The 18459-nt window shown below is 71.9% G+C and carries 15 protein-coding genes; 4 read left to right on the plus strand and 11 right to left on the minus strand.

Features of this window, described 5'->3' with window-relative positions; all coding sequences use genetic code 11:
- Positions 1 to 13: 13 nt before the first annotated feature.
- The 4 genes from mgt to OG542_RS08510 all read right to left on the minus strand — a co-directional run bounded on the left by mgt (position 14) and on the right by OG542_RS08510 (position 4058).
- Positions 14 to 1213, minus strand: a complete 1200-nt coding sequence (mgt, locus tag OG542_RS08495) for a macrolide-inactivating glycosyltransferase (protein ID WP_328409577.1) — start codon at positions 1211 to 1213, stop codon at positions 14 to 16.
- A 72-nt stretch (positions 1214 to 1285) separates the two neighbouring features.
- Positions 1286 to 1861 carry a hypothetical protein gene (locus OG542_RS08500; RefSeq protein ID WP_328409579.1) on the minus strand — a complete coding sequence of 192 codons (576 nt, stop codon included), beginning with the start codon at positions 1859 to 1861 and terminating at the stop codon, positions 1286 to 1288.
- Positions 1858 to 3306 carry a sensor histidine kinase gene (locus tag OG542_RS08505; RefSeq protein ID WP_408057854.1) on the minus strand — a complete coding sequence of 483 codons (1449 nt, stop codon included), beginning with the start codon at positions 3304 to 3306 and terminating at the stop codon, positions 1858 to 1860. The genes OG542_RS08500 and OG542_RS08505 overlap by 4 nt, the downstream gene beginning before the upstream one ends.
- A gap of 56 nt (positions 3307 to 3362) precedes the next feature.
- A complete protein-coding gene (locus tag OG542_RS08510) occupies positions 3363 to 4058 on the minus strand; it encodes a response regulator transcription factor (protein WP_311128354.1) in 696 nt (231 codons plus the stop codon).
- 133 nt (positions 4059 to 4191) lie between these two features.
- Between OG542_RS08510 and OG542_RS08515 the strand changes: the two genes are divergently transcribed.
- Complete coding sequence (locus OG542_RS08515; RefSeq protein ID WP_408057736.1) at positions 4192 to 5079, plus strand: DUF3152 domain-containing protein; 888 nt, start codon at positions 4192 to 4194, stop codon at positions 5077 to 5079.
- Between the two features lie 23 nt (positions 5080 to 5102).
- Here OG542_RS08515 and OG542_RS08520 read toward each other — a convergent pair whose 3' ends face one another.
- The 3 genes from OG542_RS08520 to OG542_RS08530 are packed head-to-tail and all read right to left on the minus strand — an operon-like array spanning position 5103 to position 8142.
- Positions 5103 to 6377: an ABC transporter substrate-binding protein gene (locus OG542_RS08520; protein WP_328409586.1), complete on the minus strand. Its 1275-nt coding sequence runs from the start codon at positions 6375 to 6377 to the stop codon at positions 5103 to 5105.
- Complete coding sequence (locus OG542_RS08525; RefSeq protein WP_311128351.1) at positions 6377 to 7210, minus strand: carbohydrate ABC transporter permease; 834 nt, start codon at positions 7208 to 7210, stop codon at positions 6377 to 6379. Before OG542_RS08525 ends, OG542_RS08520 begins: the two co-directional genes overlap by 1 nt.
- Complete coding sequence (locus tag OG542_RS08530) at positions 7207 to 8142, minus strand: carbohydrate ABC transporter permease (protein ID WP_328409588.1); 936 nt, start codon at positions 8140 to 8142, stop codon at positions 7207 to 7209. The genes OG542_RS08525 and OG542_RS08530 overlap by 4 nt, the downstream gene beginning before the upstream one ends.
- A gap of 168 nt (positions 8143 to 8310) precedes the next feature.
- On the opposite strand from OG542_RS08530, the gene OG542_RS08535 reads away from it, so the two are divergent.
- Complete coding sequence (locus OG542_RS08535) at positions 8311 to 9174, plus strand: phosphotransferase enzyme family protein (protein ID WP_328409590.1); 864 nt, start codon at positions 8311 to 8313, stop codon at positions 9172 to 9174.
- 29 nt (positions 9175 to 9203) lie between these two features.
- Here the strand turns inward: OG542_RS08535 and OG542_RS08540 are convergent, their stop codons facing one another.
- The 4 genes from OG542_RS08540 to OG542_RS08555 form a co-directional block, all read right to left on the minus strand.
- The gene (locus OG542_RS08540) at positions 9204 to 9926 is read right to left on the minus strand and encodes a 3'-5' exonuclease (RefSeq protein WP_328409592.1); all 723 of its coding nucleotides are present in this window, start codon (positions 9924 to 9926) and stop codon (positions 9204 to 9206) included.
- A 152-nt stretch (positions 9927 to 10078) separates the two neighbouring features.
- Positions 10079 to 11320, minus strand: coding sequence for an SAV2148 family HEPN domain-containing protein (locus tag OG542_RS08545; protein ID WP_311128348.1), 1242 nt, complete (start codon positions 11318 to 11320; stop codon positions 10079 to 10081).
- 114 nt (positions 11321 to 11434) lie between these two features.
- Entirely contained in the window at positions 11435 to 12757 is a 1323-nt protein-coding gene (locus OG542_RS08550) for a copper amine oxidase (RefSeq protein ID WP_328409595.1), read from the minus strand.
- Positions 12758 to 12803: 46 nt separating this feature from the next.
- Positions 12804 to 13610: a Tat pathway signal sequence domain protein gene (locus OG542_RS08555; protein WP_328409597.1), complete on the minus strand. Its 807-nt coding sequence runs from the start codon at positions 13608 to 13610 to the stop codon at positions 12804 to 12806.
- 181 nt (positions 13611 to 13791) lie between these two features.
- Here OG542_RS08555 and glgX point away from each other — a divergent pair, with 181 nt between their 5' ends.
- Both glgX and treY read left to right on the plus strand, forming a co-directional pair.
- Positions 13792 to 15951 (plus strand): glycogen debranching protein GlgX, encoded by a 2160-nt coding sequence (glgX, locus tag OG542_RS08560; protein WP_328409599.1) that lies wholly within the window; start codon positions 13792 to 13794, stop codon positions 15949 to 15951.
- A gap of 126 nt (positions 15952 to 16077) precedes the next feature.
- Positions 16078 to 18447, plus strand: a complete 2370-nt coding sequence (gene treY / locus OG542_RS08565) for a malto-oligosyltrehalose synthase (RefSeq protein ID WP_328409601.1) — start codon at positions 16078 to 16080, stop codon at positions 18445 to 18447.
- Positions 18448 to 18459: the final 12 nt, after the last annotated feature.

An 18459-nucleotide genomic window follows, 5' to 3' on the forward strand; every position in this document is an offset into this window, starting at 1 on the left:
TCCATGGGACCGACTAGCCCTGACGGGCGGGCAGTTCGGCCTCGATGAGATCGGCAGCGCGGCGGGTGCCGCCCTCCCGGAGCAGCTCCGCCTGGATCTTCAGGCGGCGGGCGACCTCGGGGTCGCCGACGAGGGCGAGGGCCGCCTCGCGCAGGGCCTCGCCGGTCGCCTCCTCCGTGGGGAGGTACCGGGCGACGCCGAGGCTCCGGAGCATCTCCGCGTTGCCGAACTGGTCCGCGGCCTGCGGTACGGCGATCATCGGCGTGGCGGTGGCAAGTCCCTCCTGGCTGCCGCCCGCACCGGCGTGCGTCACGAACAGGTCGGCCTGCTTCAGGATCGCCAGCTGCGGCACCCAGGAGCGCACCTCGACGTTCGCGGGGACGTCCCCGAGGCCGGCCGGGTCGACGTGCTTGCCGATCGACAGCACCAGGTGCCAGCCGGGCAGGTCACCGAACGCCTTGACGCACTCCCGGTAGAAGCCGGGCTGCTTGGTGAAGGCGGACCCGAGGGAGACGAGCGCGACCTTCTCGGCACCGGGCGGGCGCTGCCAGCCGCCCTCGGCGGGGCGATCGCCCTGGCAGGCTACCACGAAGGAGTACACGGTCTCGTCGACGCGGTCCGCGTTCGGCTGGAGCGCCTTGGGGATCAGGACGATCGAGCGGTCGGGACGGCCCGCGAACGGGTCGGGGTGCCGGGTGATGCCGTTCCCCTCCAGCCAGGCCTGGAACCGGGCGTAGTAGGCGCGGCCGCGCTCGGTCTTCTTCGGCTCCGCCCACATGGGCTCGGCGACCTCCTTCTCGTACCCCTCCCAGGCCACCATGGCCGGTGACAGGGAGACCGCGGGGACACCCCAGCGGTGGGCGAGGACGCGGGCCGGGTAGGAGGCGATGTCGTGCAGGACGAGGTCCGGCTCGTCTCCCTCGTACGCCTCGATCAGCTGCGGCAGCGCCTGGATCGCGTCGTCGAGGAACGGCTCGACGTTGTCCAGCAGCGTGCTCCCCCACGCCTCGGGGTCGTCGTCGGGCGAGGGCAGCGTGGAGTTCCAGGGCTTCACCTCGGCACCGGTGTCCGCGACCTTCTCCGTGAAGACCGGCGGGATGGCGTAGGTCACCCGGTGGCCGCGCGCCACGAGCTCGCGGATCACCTCGAGGCTCGGGTTCACGTGGCCGTGGGCGGCGATGGAGAACATGGCGATGTGCGCGCGACTGGTCATGCGCCGACCTTAGGCGAGACGATACGTCTCGTGCAACCTCTTGGCCGGGTGTCCGCGGGCCGAGCGCGCCGGTCACTCAGCGGTGCAGCGCGCCGCTGTGCCCTCGATACGGCGGCCGTCCTGTCCGGCGACCGCGGCCGTCACCTCCTCGTCCCCGGGGCCGGCGACGCGGTGGGCCTCGACGGCGGTGCAGATCAGCTGGGTCACCGCGAGGTCGGGCAGATCGCCGGCGGAGGACAGGGACAGCTCGATGGACACCCGGTGGCCCCGCGTCGTGACCTTCGCGAAGTCCGTCGCTTCGACAGCCCGCGGGACCTCCGTGGCCGGCGGCCGGTCAGGGTCGGCCGGGACGGCCGTCGGCAGGTCCGCCCCGGTCAGAGGCAGCAACGACTTCAGTCCCACGGCCTGTTCTTCCGCTGTGGGCCCTTGCAGCAGCACCTCCACGGCCGACGCGGCGCCGATCGGGGTGACGACCCTGCGCGAGACGGGCGCGGGCTTGCCGTCCGCCACGAAGTAGACCCGTACCGTCGGTACGACCCCGCCGGCGGGACCGCCCGCCTCCACCACGCCGGTGGCCGGGATGCCGCAGGAGGCGAGCCCGCACAGCGCCGGGACGACCAGCAGCGCGGCTCGGCGCCGGGCCGTCACAGGTACTCCCCGCGGGCCGGCTCGTCCCGCCGCAGCGGGAGTTCGACGGTGAAGACCGCGCCGCCCTCCGGACGGTTGGCCGCCCGGACGCTGCCGCCGTGCACCCGGACGTTCTCCGCGGTGATGGCGAGACCCAGACCACTGCCCTCGGTCCGGGTGCGGGCGGTGTCCGACTTGTAGAAGCGCTCGAAGACGTGCGGCAGGACGTCCTCGGGGATACCGGGACCGCTGTCCAGCACCTCGATGACCGCCGACCGCCCGCCGTCCGCGCGCAGGCGCAGACGGACCGGCCGGGCTCCGTGCCGGAGCGCGTTGCCGACCAGGTTCGCCACCACGACGTCGAGCCGGCGCGGGTCGACGCGACCGCGCACGGCGTCCGGCGGCGGCAGGTCGGCGTCCACCATGCCGGCCCAGGCGCGGTCGGCGAGGGTGCGGCGCAGCGACTCGGCGAGGTCGATCTCGTCCAGGTGCAGCACCGCGGCGCCCGCGTCGAAACGGGAGATCTCCATCAGGTCGTCCACGAGACGGGCCAGCTTCACGGTCTCCTCGCTGATCAGCCGGACCGCGGTGGCGGTGTCCGGGTCGAGACGGGCGGCATCCTCGTCGAGGACGTCGGTGACTGCCGCCATGGCGGCCAGCGGGGTGCGCAGTTCGTGCGAGACGTCCGCGGCGAACCGGCGGGCCCGGGCCTCCATGCCGCGCAGTTCGGCCACCGACTCCTCCAGGGCGGCGGCCGTCTCGTTGAACGTGTGGGACAGATCGGCGAGTTCGTCGGAGCCGTTGACCGCGAGCCGGGTGTCCAGCCGCCCTTCGGCGATGCTGCGGGTGGCGTGCCGCAGTGCGCGCACCGGCCGCAGCACCCCGCGCGCGGCGAGCAGCGCGAGCAGCACGGCGACGCCCAGCGCGGGTACGGTGGCCCGCTCCACGGCGGTGACCAGGGCGTCCACGTACCGCTGTTCGGTGGCCTGCGGCACCGTGAGGAAGACCTGGACCCCCGAGGCGATCCCCCGGTTCTCGTCGCCGGCGAAGGTGACCGACATGCCGACGACGAGTGAGGTGTGGTCACCGGTGTTCACCCGCTGGAAGACGGTGGCCGCACTGGAGTCCACGGCTTCGCGCAGATCGGGCGTCAGCTCGTCGAACGGGTCGTCCGGGAGGGACGTGGCGCTCAGATCCTCGTAGCCGACCAGCACCCGCCAGCTTCCGGACGGCTCGGCGCGGGCCACATCACCGGCGAAGCGCCGAAGTTCGGCCTCGCCCGGGGGGAAGGAGAGCTGCGGGGCGAGCCGGTCGACCTGGGTGCGCAGCAGCTTGATCACGGTGTCCTGGCTCTGCTGGAGCACACCCGTGCGCGCCTCCCGGAAGCTCAGGGCGCCGGTGGTCGCCGCGGTGAGCGCGGCGACGAGCGCGAACGCCACCACCAGGCGGGTGCGCAACCCGCGCAAGCGTGGGAACAGGCCGCGCAGACGTGGGAACAGGGCGTTCCTCGCGGAGAGGTTCCTCACGGGGACACGAATCGGTAGCCGAAGCCGCGCACGGTCTGGATGTAGCGCGGCTCGCGCGAGGGCTCGCCCATCTTGGCCCGCAGCCGTCTGACGCAGGCGTCCACCAGGCGCGCGTCGCCGTGGTAACTGTGTTCCCAGACCGCTTCCAGGAGTTGCTGCCGGCTGAACACCTGGCCGGGTGCGGCGGACAGCGTCAGCAGCAGCCGCAGTTCGGACGGGGCGAGCGGGACCGGGACGCCCTGCCACGTGACCGAGTGCCCGGCGCGGTCGATGGCCAGCTCTCCGTACGTGTCGATCTTCGGTATCCCGCCGTCGGTCGCCGCCGCGGCCGTCGCCCGGCGCAGGACGGCCCGGATGCGCGCCTCGAGGACCCGGGCCTGCACGGGCTTGACCACGTAGTCGTCGGCTCCGGCCTCCAGCCCTACGACGATGTCCACGTCGTCGCCGCGCGCGGTCGCCATGAGGATCGGCAGCGTCTGATCCAGGGCGCGCATGGCGCGGCACACGTCCAGGCCCGGCATGCCGGGCAGCATCAGGTCGAGCACCACGACGTCCGGCCGGAAGGACCGCAGCCGCTCCAGCCCCTCCTCCCCCGTCTCGGCGGCGGCGACGTCGTGCCCGTGGCGGCGCAGGGCGAGGGCGACTCCTTCCCGGACGGCGCGGTCGTCTTCGATCAGCAGAACTCGTGGCATGGGCTCAGTATCCGCAGGCCCGCGCACGGTCCGGGCTCCTGTTACCGGATGATCACACAGGCCCCCGGCAGATCTTCGTTACGTTTTTGTTACCATTCGCGCCAGATTCGATCACATGACCCTCGCAATCTGAATGACCATGACCGCGCACTCCGTACCTCCGTCCCGCGGCCGCCGCAGAGGCCGCCCTACGCACTCCGCCGGGCGGCGCGGCCGGAAGGGCCCGCTGTTAGCGGGTCTGTCCGCGCTGGCGCTGCTCGGGGCCGCCGGTCTCGCGGCGGTGGAATGGACGTCGGCGAAGCCCGGAGGAACGTCGGCCGAGGCCGGCCCCGGCCCGGGGACCGAGCCCGCCCCGGACTCCCCGGCCACCACCGCCCCGGCCAGGCCCCTCACCCCGTCGGAACCGTCCTCACCGTCCGCCTCGCCCTCCCCCTCCCCCTCCGCACGGCCGGAGATCCCGGCCACGGGCCCCGGCACCTTCACCGTCGCCCCCGGCTCGGGCCCCAAAGTGGGGCAGGGCGCGACACTGCGCTACCGGGTGGACGTCGAGGACGGCATCGACCTGTCCGCCTCGGACGTCGCCGAGCAGGTGGAGGACGTCCTGGCCGACCGGCGCGGCTGGACGGCGGACGGCCGTTCGGCGTTCCGGCGGGTGTCGAGCGGGCCCACCGACTTCGTCGTGAAGGTCGCCACCGCCCGGACCGTGGACAAGATCTGCGGGCAGTACGGCCTGGACACCGGCGGCGAGGTCAACTGCAACGTCGCCAAGAACGTCATGGTCAACCTCAAGCGCTGGCTCCTGGCAACTCCCGTCTACGCCAAGGACGTCAAGGCCTACCGGGCCCTCATCATCAACCACGAGGTCGGCCACTTCCTCGGCCACGGCCATGTCGGCTGCCCGGGCCCGGGCAAGCCGGCCCCCGCGATGATGCAGCAGATCAAGGGCATGCGCGGCTGCGCGCCCAATGTCTGGCCGTACGACGAGGAGGGCCGGTACCTCACGGGACCCGCCGTGCCTTGAACGGAGCCGGACCGGCGACGCCGTCAGCGCTGATAGCGCGCCAGCACCAGGTTGCCGTCCTCCTCCAGCCGTTCGCGCAGTTCGCCGAGTCCGATGGCTCCGCTGTAGTACTCCTGCAGGGCCGGGGTCGCCACCTTGTCCTTCCACTCGGGGTAGCCCCGCACCGTCTGCGCTGGCGCCGGCCGCAGGTGCCCGGCGAGGGCGGTGCCGGTGGCCCAGCCGTGCTCGGACGTGCGCAGGGCCGGGTCGCCCAGCGCCCGGGTGCCGGTGGGCAGCATCCAGTCGCCGAGGGCGAGGCGGACCATGTTCGGCGGTCTGAGGAGGAAGTCGATGAAGGCGGCGGCCTCCTTCTTGTGCGGGCAGTCCTCGGCGACGGAGAGGGTCTGCGGGCTGACGCCCTGGGTGAGCCCTCCGGCGCCGGCCGGGGCGGGCAGCACCTGCCAGTCGAAGCCCTTCGGCGCCTGCCGCACGATCTGCTGACGGTAGGAGAAGCCGAGCGGGACCATCGCGTATCTGCCGCCGAAGAACCCGGGCAGGGTGTCGGAGCCCCCGCTGCCCAGGGTCGTGGGCGAGGCGCTGCGGTCGGTGCCGACCTGCTCGTGGATGGTGCGCGGCACCACCTGGTCGGCCGTCCCGAAGCGGACCGTCACCTTGCCGTCCGCCCCGCGGTGGAAGAGCTGTCCGCCTGCCGACAGGGAGAGGTTCAGCGTGGCGGAGACCGGTTCCTTCAGAGGCCAGGCGATGCCGAACTTCCCCTGACCGCTGAGGTGTTCGGTGATCCGGCGGAATTCGGCCCAGCTCCATGGCTTCTCCGGAGTCGGGATCCGCACTCCGGACTGCCGGAGCCACTTCGCGTTGGCGATCAGCACCCGCGGTTCCTGGAGGAACGGCACACCGTAGACGCCGTCCCCGAAGGTGGTCGTCGCCCAACTGCGCCGCGGGATGTCCGACTTCAGTCTCGCGGGCAGCAGGTCGGTGAGATCGGCCAGATAGCCGCCGTAGGCGAAGTCCGCCAGGTCGTCGGAGGCATCGTGGATGATGTCGGGAGCCTCGCCGCCCTCGAAGGCGGTGAGGAGCTGGTCGTGGACGCTGTCCCAGGTGCCCTGGACGTACTCGACCCGGACGTCCGGGTGGGTGGCGTTCCACTCCTTCACCAGCGCCTTGTTGGCCTCGACGGACTCCTCCTGCCAGGCCAGGGACTGGAAGCGCAGGGTGATCCGGCCGTCGTCGCGGGTGCCGTCGGAGGAGCAGCCGGCGAGGAGCAGCAGAAGGACCAGGGCCAGCAGGCGGGCGCGCATCAGCTCTTCACCGCCCCGGTGAGCATGCCGCCCGTGATCCGCCGTTGGATGAGCGCGAAGACGACCAGTGAGGGCAGCGTCGCGAGGAAGGCGGCCGCGGCGAGCGGGCCGAGGTCGGCGACGCCCTCGGCCCCGATGAAGTGGGTGAGCACCACCGGCAGGGTCTGCTTCTCCGGTGTCTTGAGCAGCACCAGCGCGAAGAAGAACTCGTTCCACGCGGTGATGAACGCGAACAGTGCCGTCGCCACGATGCCCGGCGCGAGCAGCGGCGCCGTCACCGACACCAGCGTCCGCACCCGGCCGGCCCCGTCGACCGCGGCGGCCTCCTCCAACTCGGTCGGCACGGCCCGCACATACCCGGCGAGCATCCACAGCGCGAAGGGCAGGGCCCACACCACGTACACCAGCACCAGCCCCGGCACGGAGTTGATCATTTTGAGGTTCTTCAGCACGAGGAACAGCGGGATGATCAGCAGCACGAACGGGAACGCCTGGCTGACGACCACCCAGCCCGTCACCGCCTTCGCGAGCCGGGTGCGGCGCCGGGCGACGACATAGGCCATCGGCGTCGCGATCAGCACGGCGATGACCGCCGCTCCGAGCGCGGCGAGCAGCGAGTTGAGGGCGGCGTGCAGCAGCGGCTGTTCGTCGAAGGCCTGCCGGAAGTTGGCGAGGGTGGGGTCCTTCGGGATCCACGTCGGATGCAGACTGCCCAGCTCGCGCGGCGGCTTGAACGCCGTGGAGACCAGCCAGAGGAACGGGAAGGCGAGGAAGACGAGGTAGGCGAGCAGCGCGGTGTACTGGCCGGCGCGGGCCGGTCTGCTGGTCCTCACGCGTCGTCACCTCCCCGGAGGCGGCCGGCGAGGAAGACGGCCAGGGCGATCGAGATCACGGCCACCATCACGCAGCCCATCGCCGCCGCGTAGCCGAACTGCCCGTAGCGGAAGGCCTCTTCGTAGGCGAAGAGCATGGGCAGTCGGGTCCGGCCGCCGGGGCCGCCGTTGGTGAGCACGTAGACCAGGGCGAAGGAGTTGAAGTTCCAGATGAGGTTGAGTGCCGTGATGGCCAGGGCGATGGGTCTGAGGGCGGGCCAGGTGACCGTGCGGAAGCGGCGCCAGGCGCCCGCGCCGTCGACGGCCGCCGCCTCGTGCAGTTCGCGCGGGGTGTTCTGCAGCCCGGCGAGCAGCGCCACCGTCGTCTGGGGCATGCCCGCCCAGACTCCGACCAGGATCACGGCGGGCAGCGCGGTCGCCAGCCCGCTGAGCCAGTCGCGGCCGCCGCCCAGGCCGGCATCGCGCAGGGTCTCGTTGAGGATGCCCGCGTCCGGGTTGTAGACGAGCCGCCACATGATGCCGACGACGACCTCGGGCATGGCCCACGGGATGATCGCCAGGGCACGGGCCAGCCAGCGCAGCCGCAGGTCCTGGTTGAGCAGCAGGGCGAGGCCCAGCGCGAGCAGGAACTGCGGCACGGTCACCCCGACCGCCCACACCAGCCCGATCCGGAACGACTCCCAGAACAGCGTGTCGTGCAGCAGGTCCCGGAAGTTGAGGCCGCCGATCCACTGCGTGGGCTCGGTGCGGCCCGACTGGGCGTCGGTGAAAGCCAGCAGGATCCCGTACAGCAGCGGGCCGACGCTGAGGACGAGGATGGGGATCAGGGCGGGCAGCACCAGGAACCAGGCGCCGTGGTCCACGGCCCGGCGGGGCCGAGCCCGGCCTGGTGCCGGATCGGCCGGTCTCCTCACCTCGGTCACCGACGTCACGGCATCAGCCCCTTCGCACAGCTCGGACGGGCCACGTCATGGTCGTGAAGGCGGCCTGCGTCGTCAAGGCACCGCGCACACGGTCCGACCTGTGTGAATGCGACACTGACGGACGGATGGCCAGAACCCGACGGTGACGTACTGGAACCGGGACCACGGAGGCGGACGATGGACGAGGCAGGGGCGCGGGACGTACTGGCCGTGGCGGGCGTGCCGGGCGGCGCGGCCCGCGAGGCGCGGCTGCTGGCGCTGGGCGAGAACGCGGTGTTCGCCGCCGGTGACCTGGTCGTCAAGGTCGGCCGCGACGCCGAACTCCTCGACCGGGCGCGCCGCGAACTGGACATCGCGGTGTGGCTCGCCGAGGCGGGCGTGCCCGCGGTGCGGGCGGCCGAGCCGAACGCGCTGCTGGTCGAGGGGCACCCGGTGACGGTGTGGCACCGGCTGCCCGATGCCGTACGGCCCGCCGAGCCGCGGGATCTGGCCGAACTGCTACGGGTCGTGCACGCCACGCCTCTTCCTCCTTTCGAACTGCCGGCCCGCGATCTGCTGGGCGGCGTTGAACGCTGGCTGCGGCTCGCGGGCGACGCGGTCGCCCCCGCGGACGCGGCATATCTGCGCGAGCGGCGGGACGGCTTCGCCGCGGAGGCCGCCGCGCTGACGCCGCATCTGCCGACCGGGCCGATCCACGGCGACGCGCTGCCCCGCAATGTGCATGTCGGCCCGGACGGGCCGGTTCTGGTCGATCTGGAGACGGTCTCCGCCGACCTGCGCGAGCACGATCTGGTGGTGATGGCGCTGTCCCACGACCGGTACGGGCTCGCGGACGAGGCGTACGAGTCCTTCACCGGGACGTACGGGTGGGATGTCCGGGAGTGGGACGGGTGCTCGGTGTTGCGCGGCGCCCGGGAGACGGCCAGCTGTGCGTGGGTGGCTCAGCACGCGCCGAGCAACCCGAAGGCGCTGGCCGAGTTCGAACGGCGGGTGGCGTCCCTGCGGGAGGGCGACGAGACGGTGCGGTGGTATCCGTTCTGAGGGCCTGAGGGTCCTTGAGCTATGCCAGCTCAGACCGGCTCGTCCGCCAACTCCCGCAACGGCCACGCCCCGTCCACCAGGGCGGTCGCGTCGCCCTTGCGGCGCAGGAAACCCTGGAAGTCCGCCGCCCACTCCGCGTACCACTCGATCTGGCGGTGGTGCAGATCCGCCGGGCCCAGGCTCGCGATCTTGGGGTGGCGGTCGGCTATCGCACAGGCCAGCCGGGCCGCCGCCAGGGCGTCGGCCGTGGCGTCGTGGGCGGAGTCGAGGACCACGCCGTACTCCGAGCAGACCGCCTGGAGGTTGCGTTTGCCGCGCCGGTAGCGGTCGACCCAGCGGTCGATGGTGTACGGGTCGATGACCGGGGCGGGGTCCACGCCGCCCAGGCGGTCACGCAGGGACGGCAGTCCGTACCGCCGCAACTCGGCGGAGAGCAGGGTCAGGTCGAAGGCCGCGTTGTAGGCGACGACCGGCACGCCCGACTTCCAGTAGGAGGTGAGGACATCGGCGATGGCTTCCGCCACCTGGTCGGCCGGTCTGCCCTCGGCCGCCGCGCGTTCGTCGCTGATGCCGTGCACCGCCACCGCTTCCTCGGGGATCGGCACCCCCGGGTCGGCCAGCCACTCCCGGCGCCCCATCGGCTCCCCGCCCCTGACCTCGATCACGGCCCCCGTGACGATGCGCGCCTCGCGCGGATCGGTGCCCGTCGTCTCCAGGTCGAAGCCGATCAGCAGCTCCCGGTGCCAGCCCATGGGCGGTCCCCCTTCTTGTGGTGCGTCCCCCGGTGGTGTCCCCCAGTGGTCTCCACCTTCGCATGCACCACTGACAATCCGAGGAGCGCGTTCCGCTTACCCCCGGCGGCAGCCGGGTGAACCACCACAACCGCCGCACAGCGGGGCACCGTTCACGACACGGGCCGCGAATCCGCCCACATCACCTCGAACTCTTCCCGGTACGTGGGGAAGAGGCCGCTTTCGTCGATCTCGCCCGACTTGACCACCTTGCTGCCGTTGCGCAGCACGAACACCGGTGCCTCCATGCCGCGTGTCCGGCGCAGATAGTTCTGCACGACCGCGATGCCGTCGGCCCCGTCGCCGTCGACCAGATACGCCGTGAAACGGGGTGTCTCGTCGAAGACCTGGATCTCGAAGGCACCCGGGTCGCGCAGCCGGGCGCGCACCCGGCGCATGTGCAGGATGTTCATCTCGACGGCCCGGCTGAGCTCGCCGCGCTTGATGCCCAGTTCGCGCTCGCGCCGCTTGACCGCGCTGGAGGCCGGGTTGAGGAACAGCAGCCGCACCCGGCAGCCCGACTCGGCCAGCCGCACCAGACGGCGGCCGGAGAAGTTCTGCACGAGCAGGTTGAGGCCTATGCCGATGGCGTCGAGGCGGCGGGCGGCGCCGAAGATGTCCTCGGCCGGGAACTGGCGCATCAGCCGCACCCGGTCCGAGTGGACGGCGACCACATCGGCGTACCGGTCGCCGACCAGGTCCTCGACGGCGTCGACGGGCAGCCGGCGTGCCGACGGCACGTCACCGTCCGCGCCGAGCATCTCCAGCAGCCGGGCCGAGGCGCGCTCGGCCTGGTTCAGGACGGCCTCGGACAGGGCCCGGTTGCGGGAGACGACGTTCCGGGTGACCTCCAGCTCGTCCAGGGCGAGCTCCACGTCCCGGCGGTCGTCGAAGTAGGGCTCGAAGCAGGGCCAGTGCTGCACCATCAGCTCGCGCAGCTGCGGCAGGGTGAGGAAGGACAGGACGTTGTCGTCGGCCGGGTCGAGCAGATAGCCCTTGCGGCGGCTCACCTCGCGTACCGCGACGGCGCGCTGCACCCATTCCTGCCCGGCGGGTCCAGCGGCGGCCACCACCCAGTCGTCGCCGTGGACGGGTTCGTAGATGGGCCGCAGTACGGCGGCGACTACCGAGCGCAGCCGCTGTTCGACGAGGTTCAGCCAGATGTAGGCGCGGCCGGCCCGCTGGGCGCGGGTGCGCACCTCGCGCCAGGCGTCGGCGTCCCAGTCCAGTTCCGGGCCGATCGAGCCCGTCGCGTCCATCGGCCGCGCCAGGGACACGGCACCGGTCGGGACGTCTGCGGAGTTCCCCTCGTGACCCTCGTCACCAGGGGGCAGCTCCAGCCCTCCCGAGCCCACCCGCGCACCGCCTTCCGCTCCCCCGAGCCTCCCGAGGGGCCTGGCCCCACCCAACGATCAAGGAAGGGTACTCCGGGAGCGGTCGGCGGTGCAGCCGGATGGGCCGGGCAGTTCTCAACGGCGCGGCTGCCAGTGCCCGTTCTGCCAGCCGAGTTCGGCCGGAGTGAGCGGGTTCATGGCCGTGACGTCGCGCGGGGCGATGGAGAATCCCTGCCAGTGGACGGGCATGGGCTGCTGGTCCTCGTCCCGGGCTATGTGGTGGAAGCCGATGTTCGTCCAGACCACCGGGTGCTTGAGGTCCTGCCCGTTCACCCACTTGTCGACGGAGGTGCCGGCTCCGGCACCGCAGTCGCCGGGGTTGTGGCTGGCGAACAGCTCGCACTTGTTGTACTGGGTGACGTACACGTCGTGCTTGGTGTAGCTGCGGCCCGGGTACTTGGTCGTCGGGCCGGGGACGATCTCGTAGGAGCGCGGGTGCCCGTCCTTGTTCTTGCCCGCCGCGCTCACCACACGCCACCAGCGGTAGTTCTTGCTGTCCCCGGCCAGTTCCTTGTCCACCTTGGTGCGGGTCGTCTTGGTGGTCGGGGCGCGCTGGCCCCTGGCCGGGGCGGTGACGGTCGAGTCGTACTGCTCGATCTTGTTGGCGGTGGAGCCGTCGAGGGCGAAGTCGAGCCGCCAGAAGGCGTTGTGGCTGTGGCTGGTGGCCTTGGCGCTCGCGTTCTTGCCGATCGGCCAGCCGCGGCCGTCCCCGGCGTCGTAGTCGTCCCACGACAGGCTGCCGGTGGCGCCGACGTTCATGGTGATCGTGCCGTCGTCCTGGAAGCGCCACTCGGTCATGTACTCGTACCAGCCGACCTGGTTCACGGTGTAGACGAGCAGGTCCTTGCCCTGGGCCTGGTAGACCTTGTTCGCGGTGTCGCCCTGCATGCGGTAGGCGTGGCCGCGGGAGCGGGTGGTGGTGCACAGGCCCTTGACGTTCGGGTCCTCGTTCCAGGAGTCCGGAACCTTGATCGTCTTGATGGTGCCGCCGGGGCACTCACCGGGCGCCAGGTTCATCAGGCCCTGGGCGAAGTCGAACCCGGTCAGGTCGTCGTACTCGATGTTCCCGTCGTCGTACGGGACGTGGATCTGGCCGAGCCTGGCGCTGTTGAGGACCTTGATCGGCTTGGGTTCGCCCTTGGGCTGGTACGAGATGTTCTCCAGGACGAGGCCGGCCTTGCCGTCGTAGCGCCAGCACATCCGCCAGGTGGTGCCGGTGGAGAGCTTCTGCTCGATGCGGTGGGCGGCGCCGCAGTAGGGCGCTGCCGGCGCCGCGGGGGCGGCCTTCGGCTGGGCGGTCGCCGGTCCCGCGCCGGCCGTGACGCCGGCGGCGAGCGCGGCCACGGTCAGCCCCACGGCCGCCCGGGTGCGGACCTTGCTGTGTCTGTTCACGCGCATGACGAGATGACTCCCTGACAGTGACAGTAAGAGCGAGGCGAGCGGGTCAGCGGTCGAGCCTGGCTGCCTTGCGGGCGCTCAGGTCGATCACGATCGACCTCGCGTCGACCCAGGGCCCGTTCTTGATCTTCGGGAACAGCCGGACGCAGCGGTGCTCGCCGCAGCGGTCGAGCACGTCCGGCTGGGCGCCCGGCGCGGCCCGGTAGACGGCGCCGCTGAGCTGCAGCTGGTCCGGGGAGGTGAGCTCCTTGCCGGTGGCGTCCCGGTAGTCGGCCTTGAGGCCCGCGCCGAGCGGGTCGGCGATCAGCAGCCTGGCCGCCTCGGCCTTCTCGTCGCCGCTCAGGGGCGGCTGGACACCGCGCCGGCTGCCGGTCCGCACCACCTTCCCGGTGCCGAGGTCGACGGTCCTGGTGACGAGGGTGTCGTCCCGGTAGTCGTAGAACGTCACGTCGGCGCGCCGCGGCGCGCTTGGGTCGCCGACCTCGTCGGCCTCCGGTTCGGCGAGGTCGACGCCGAGACGCTGCGGGCCGCGCTCCCCGTCGACGCTCTCACTGCCCTGGAGCAGCTGCCGGTTCAGGGCGATCTTCGCGACCCGCTCCATCTCGTCGTCGGTCAGCGGATCGCGGCCCGTGCCCTTCTCCCCTTCGGCGGGCGCCTCCTCCACCACCCCCGGCGCCACGGACCGGCCCGCCTCCTGCCGCACGGACTGCCCCGCCTGCCCCGCCCTGGTCCCCGTGTCGTCCGCCCCCGCCGTGCCCGGCAGGGTGATCCCCACCATCACGGCTGTCCCGGCCACGGCGATGGCCGTACCGGCCACCACCTTGCCCAGGTGGCGATGCACTACATTGCGCACATCTTCCCCCTACTCCCCCAACGGCCTCGGGAGTACGTTCTTGCCCCATTGGTTCGGCATTCCGCGTATGCACTGGTCACCGGGTAAGAGGGACATAAGTCATAGGAGGTTCCCTCACTTTCGGGGAGACTCGGGGCCAAGGCGTCCCCACCGGCGCCACACACCTGAAAGAGTCGTATCCATGCAGGTCTGGCCTGGAGAGGCGTATCCACTCGGTGCCACGTACGACGGCGCCGGTACCAACTTCGCGGTGTTCTCGGAGGCCGCGGACCGAGTAGAGCTGTGTCTGCTGCACGACGACGGCTCGGAGACGGCGATCGAGCTCCGGGAGAGCGACGCGTTCGTACGGCACGCGTACGTGCCGGGCATCATGCCGGGGCAGCGGTACGGGTTCCGGGTACACGGCCCGTACGCCCCTGAGCGCGGGCTGCGCTGCAACTCCGCGAAGCTGCTGCTCGACCCGTACGCGCGTGCGATCAGCGGTTCGATCGGCTGGGGCGAGGAGGTGTACGGCTACCACTTCGACGAGCCCGACCAGCGCAACGACCTGGACTCGGCGCCGCACACGATGACGTCGGTCGTGGTCAACCCGTACTTCGACTGGGGCGACGACCGGCTCCCGCGCACCGAGTACCACCACACCGTGCTCTACGAGGCCCACGTCAAGGGCCTCACCATGCGGCACCCGGGCCTGCCGGAGGAGCTGCGCGGCACCTACGCGGCCCTCGCGCACCCGGCGGTCATCGAGCACCTCACCGAGCTCGGGGTCACGGCCCTGGAGCTGATGCCCGTCCACCAGTTCGTGAACGATCACCGCCTGGTCGACATGGGCCTGAACAACTACTGGGGCTACAACACGATCGGCTTCTTCGCCCCGCACAACGCCTACGCGTCCTGGGGCGACCGCGGCCAGCAGGTCCTGGAGTTCAAGTCGGCGGTAAAGGCGCTGCACGAGGCCGGGATCGAGGTGATCCTCGACGTGGTCTACAACCACACCGCCGAGGGCAACCACCTGGGCCCGACGCTCTCCTTCAAGGGCCTCGACAACTCGCGCTACTACCGGCTGACGGACGACCCCCGCTACTACATGGACACGACAGGGACGGGAAACTCCCTGCTCATGCGGTCCCCGCACGTACTCCAGTTGATCATGGACTCGCTGCGGTACTGGGTGACGGAGATGCACGTCGACGGGTTCCGCTTCGACCTGGCCGCGACGCTGGCCCGGCAGTTCCACGAGGTGGACCGGCTGTCCTCGTTCTTCGACCTGGTGCAGCAGGACCCGGTGGTGTCCCAGGTGAAGCTGATCGCCGAGCCGTGGGACGTGGGCGAGGGCGGCTACCAGGTGGGCAATTTCCCGCCGCTGTGGACCGAGTGGAACGGCATGTACCGGGACACGGTGCGCGACCTGTGGCGGGGCGAGCAGCGCACGCTCGCGGAGTTCGCCTCACGGCTGACCGGCTCGTCCGACCTGTACCAGGACGACGGGCGGCGCCCGCTGGCCTCCATCAACTTCGTGACCTGCCACGACGGCTTCACGCTGCACGACCTGGTGGCGTACAACGACAAGCGCAACGAGGCCAACGGCGAGGACAACCGGGACGGCGAGAGCCACAACCGGTCCTGGAACTGTGGCGCCGAGGGCGAGACCGACGACCCGGACGTGCTGCGGCTGCGGGCCCGGCAGATGCGGAACTTCATCGCGACGCTGATGCTGTCCCAGGGCGTGCCCATGATCAGCCACGGCGACGAGTTCGCCCGCACCCAGCGCGGCAACAACAACGCGTACTGCCAGGACAACGAACTGGCCTGGGTCGAGTGGCCTCAGGAGGGCGAGGAGAGCCAGGACGGCGAGGACAGCGAATACAGCGAGGGGCGCCTTAGCCGGGAGCTGCTGGCCTTCACCCGCGCGATGGTCTGGCTGCGCAGGGACCATCCGGTCTTCCGCAGGCGGCGCTTCTTCCACGGGCGGCCCGTGGAGGGCACGCACGACGACCTGTCCGACATCGCCTGGTTCACTCCGGAGGGCCGGGAGATGACCCAGCGGGACTGGGACTCGGCGCGGGCGTCGGCGCTGACGGTGTTCCTCAACGGCAACGCGATCTCGGAGCCGGGCGCGCGCGGGGAGCGCATCTCCGACGACTCGTTCCTGCTGATGTTCAACGCCTCGCCGAAGGCGCTGGAGTTCGTGGTGCCGGTCGACCACGGGCGGCAGTGGCAGGTCGTGGTCGACACCGCCCGCGCGGACGGTGTTCCGCCGGACGCCGGCGAGAAGGTGCAGGCCGGGGACCGGCTGACCCTGACGGACCGGAGCCTCACGGTGCTCCAGCGGCCCGTGTAGCCGCCCCTGCCGTCTCGCCTGGGAACGCCGCCGCGTCGTCCGGACAGGGCCACTCGTCCGGGCGACGCGCGGCGCACCTGGCGCGGGCGATGACACGAACGGCGGCGGGGCGGGTACGTAGGGTTCATGACACCTGAGCGACCTGACCCGGTGGTGCCCACGGCCACGTACCGGCTGCAGCTGCAGCCCGAGTTCCCCTTCGGGGCCGCGGCGGACGTCGTGCCGTACCTGGCCTCGCTCGGCGTCTCGCATCTGCACCTGTCCCCCGTCCTGGAGGCGGTGCCGGGCTCGACGCACGGCTACGACGTCGTCGACCACGCGCGCGTGCGTGATGAGCTGGGCGGCGAGGAGGGGCTGCGGGCGCTGGCCCGCACGGCGCGTGAGCACGGGCTCGGCCTGGTGGTGGACATCGTCCCGAACCACATGGCCATGGCCCCGCGCCACAACCGCGCCCTGTGGGAGGTGCTGCGCGAGGGCCCCAAGTCGCCGTACGCGCGATGGTTCGACATCGACTGGGAGGCGCAGGACGGCCAGGTGCTGCTGCCGGTGCTCGGCGGGCCGCTGGGCGAGGTGCTCGGGGAACTGCGCGTCGACGGTGACGTCCTGCGCTACTACGACCATGTGTTCCCGCTGCGCGAGGGCACCGAGGACCTGCCGCTGCCGCATCTGCTGGACGCCCAGTGGTACCGCCCGGCGTGGTGGCGGCTGGCCCGGACCGAGCTCAACTACCGGCGGTTCTTCAGCATCTCGGAGCTGATCGGGGTGCGGGTGGAGGACCCCGAGGTGTTCGAGGCCACCCACGGCAAGATCCTCCGGCTGCTGCACGAGGGCGTGATCGACGGGCTGCGCGTCGACCATCCCGACGGTCTCGCCGACCCCGACGGCTACCTCCGGACGCTGCACGAGGCGACGGGCGGCCGCTGGACGGTCGTGGAGAAGATCCTGGCCGACGGTGAGCAGCTGCCGGCGTCCTGGCCCGTCGCCGGGACCACCGGCTACGACGCCCTGCGGCACGTGGACGGGCTCTTCACGGACCCGGCCGGGTTCGGGGACCTCCTGGGGCAGTACCGGCGGTTCGCGGCCCCGCAGACGGACCGGGGCGGGCAGTGGGAGGCGACGGTGCGGCGGGCGGCGTACAAGGTCCTCACGCACGAGCTGGCCACGGAGATGGACCGGCTGACCCGGGTGGCGGTCCGGCTGTGCGCGACCTCGCCCGAGCCCGCCCTGCGCGACCGCGCGCCCTGGGCGCTGCGCACGGCGCTTCAGGAGCTCCTGGTGCGCATGGACGTCTACCGGCCCTACGAGTCGGCCGACGCCGCGTCCGTGGTCACCGAGGACGCCGCGGCCGAGGCCCGGCAAGCTTTCGCCGTGCCCGAGGAGGCCGGCGCTGTGGACGTCGTACGGGACCTGATGCTGGGGCGGTACGGCGACGGGCCCGCGCAGGTGGAGTTCCGGACCCGGTTCGCGCAGACCGCGTCCGCCCTGCGGGCGAAGTCGGTGGAGGACACGGCGTTCTACCGGTACGTGCCGCTGCTGTCGGCGACCGAGGTGGGCGGGAATCCGGGCTCCCCGGCGCTGTCGCCGCAGGAGTTCCACGCGTACTGCGCGCGCGTGCAGCGCGACTGGCCGGTGAGCGGGACGGTGGCCTCGACGCACGACACCAAGCGCAGTGGCGATGTCCGGGCGGCGCTGAACGTGCTCACCGAGTGCCCGGACCGCTGGGCGGACGTCCTCGCCGAGGTGACGCGCACCGGCGAGGGTGTGCCGGACGCGCAACTGGCGTGGGCGGCCTGGCAGACGGTGTTCGGGCTGGGCCCGGAGCCGGGGTCGCCGGAGCGGGTGCGGGGGGCGTTGCTCAAGCATGTGCGCGAGGCGGGCATGTACACGAGCTGGACCGAGCAGGAGCCGCCCTACGAGGAGGCGGTGGCGCTGTTCGTGGCGGCCGGGCCGTGCGGGGCGCCGGGCGAGCGGATCGCCGAGTTCCGGGAGTCGCTGGAGGCGCACATCCGGGCGAACGTGCTGGGCACGGCCCTGGTCCAGCTGACGATGCCGGGCGTTCCGGACGTCTACCAGGGCACGGAGGCCGAGTACCGGGCGCTGGTCGATCCCGACAACCGGCGGGCGGTGGGCTTCCCACCCGAGGAGTCCGGTGGCACCTCCGGCGAGAAGGCCGCGGTGACGCGGGCGACGCTGGGGCTGCGGGGGCGGCGGCCCGGCGCCTTCGGCGACACGGCGACGTACGCGCCGCTGACCGCCGAGGGCCCTGCGGCGGCGCACTGTGCGGCGTTCGTCCGCTCCGGCGAGGTGGTCACGGCCGTGACGCGGCTGTCCCTGCGGCTGGCGGAGGCGGGCGGCTGGCGGGACACACGGCTGCCACTGCCGCCGGGGCGCTGGGCGGATGTGCTGCGGCCGGGGCGTGAGTTCACGGGGCACGCACGCGTGGAGGAGCTTTTCGTGGGGCTGCCGGTGGCATTGCTCGAGAGGGTGGGCGATTGAGGCGGGGCTGAT

This window comes from Streptomyces violaceus, from assembly GCF_036014075.1.
In the GTDB taxonomy this organism is placed as follows: Bacteria; Actinomycetota; Actinomycetes; order Streptomycetales; family Streptomycetaceae; genus Streptomyces; species Streptomyces violaceus.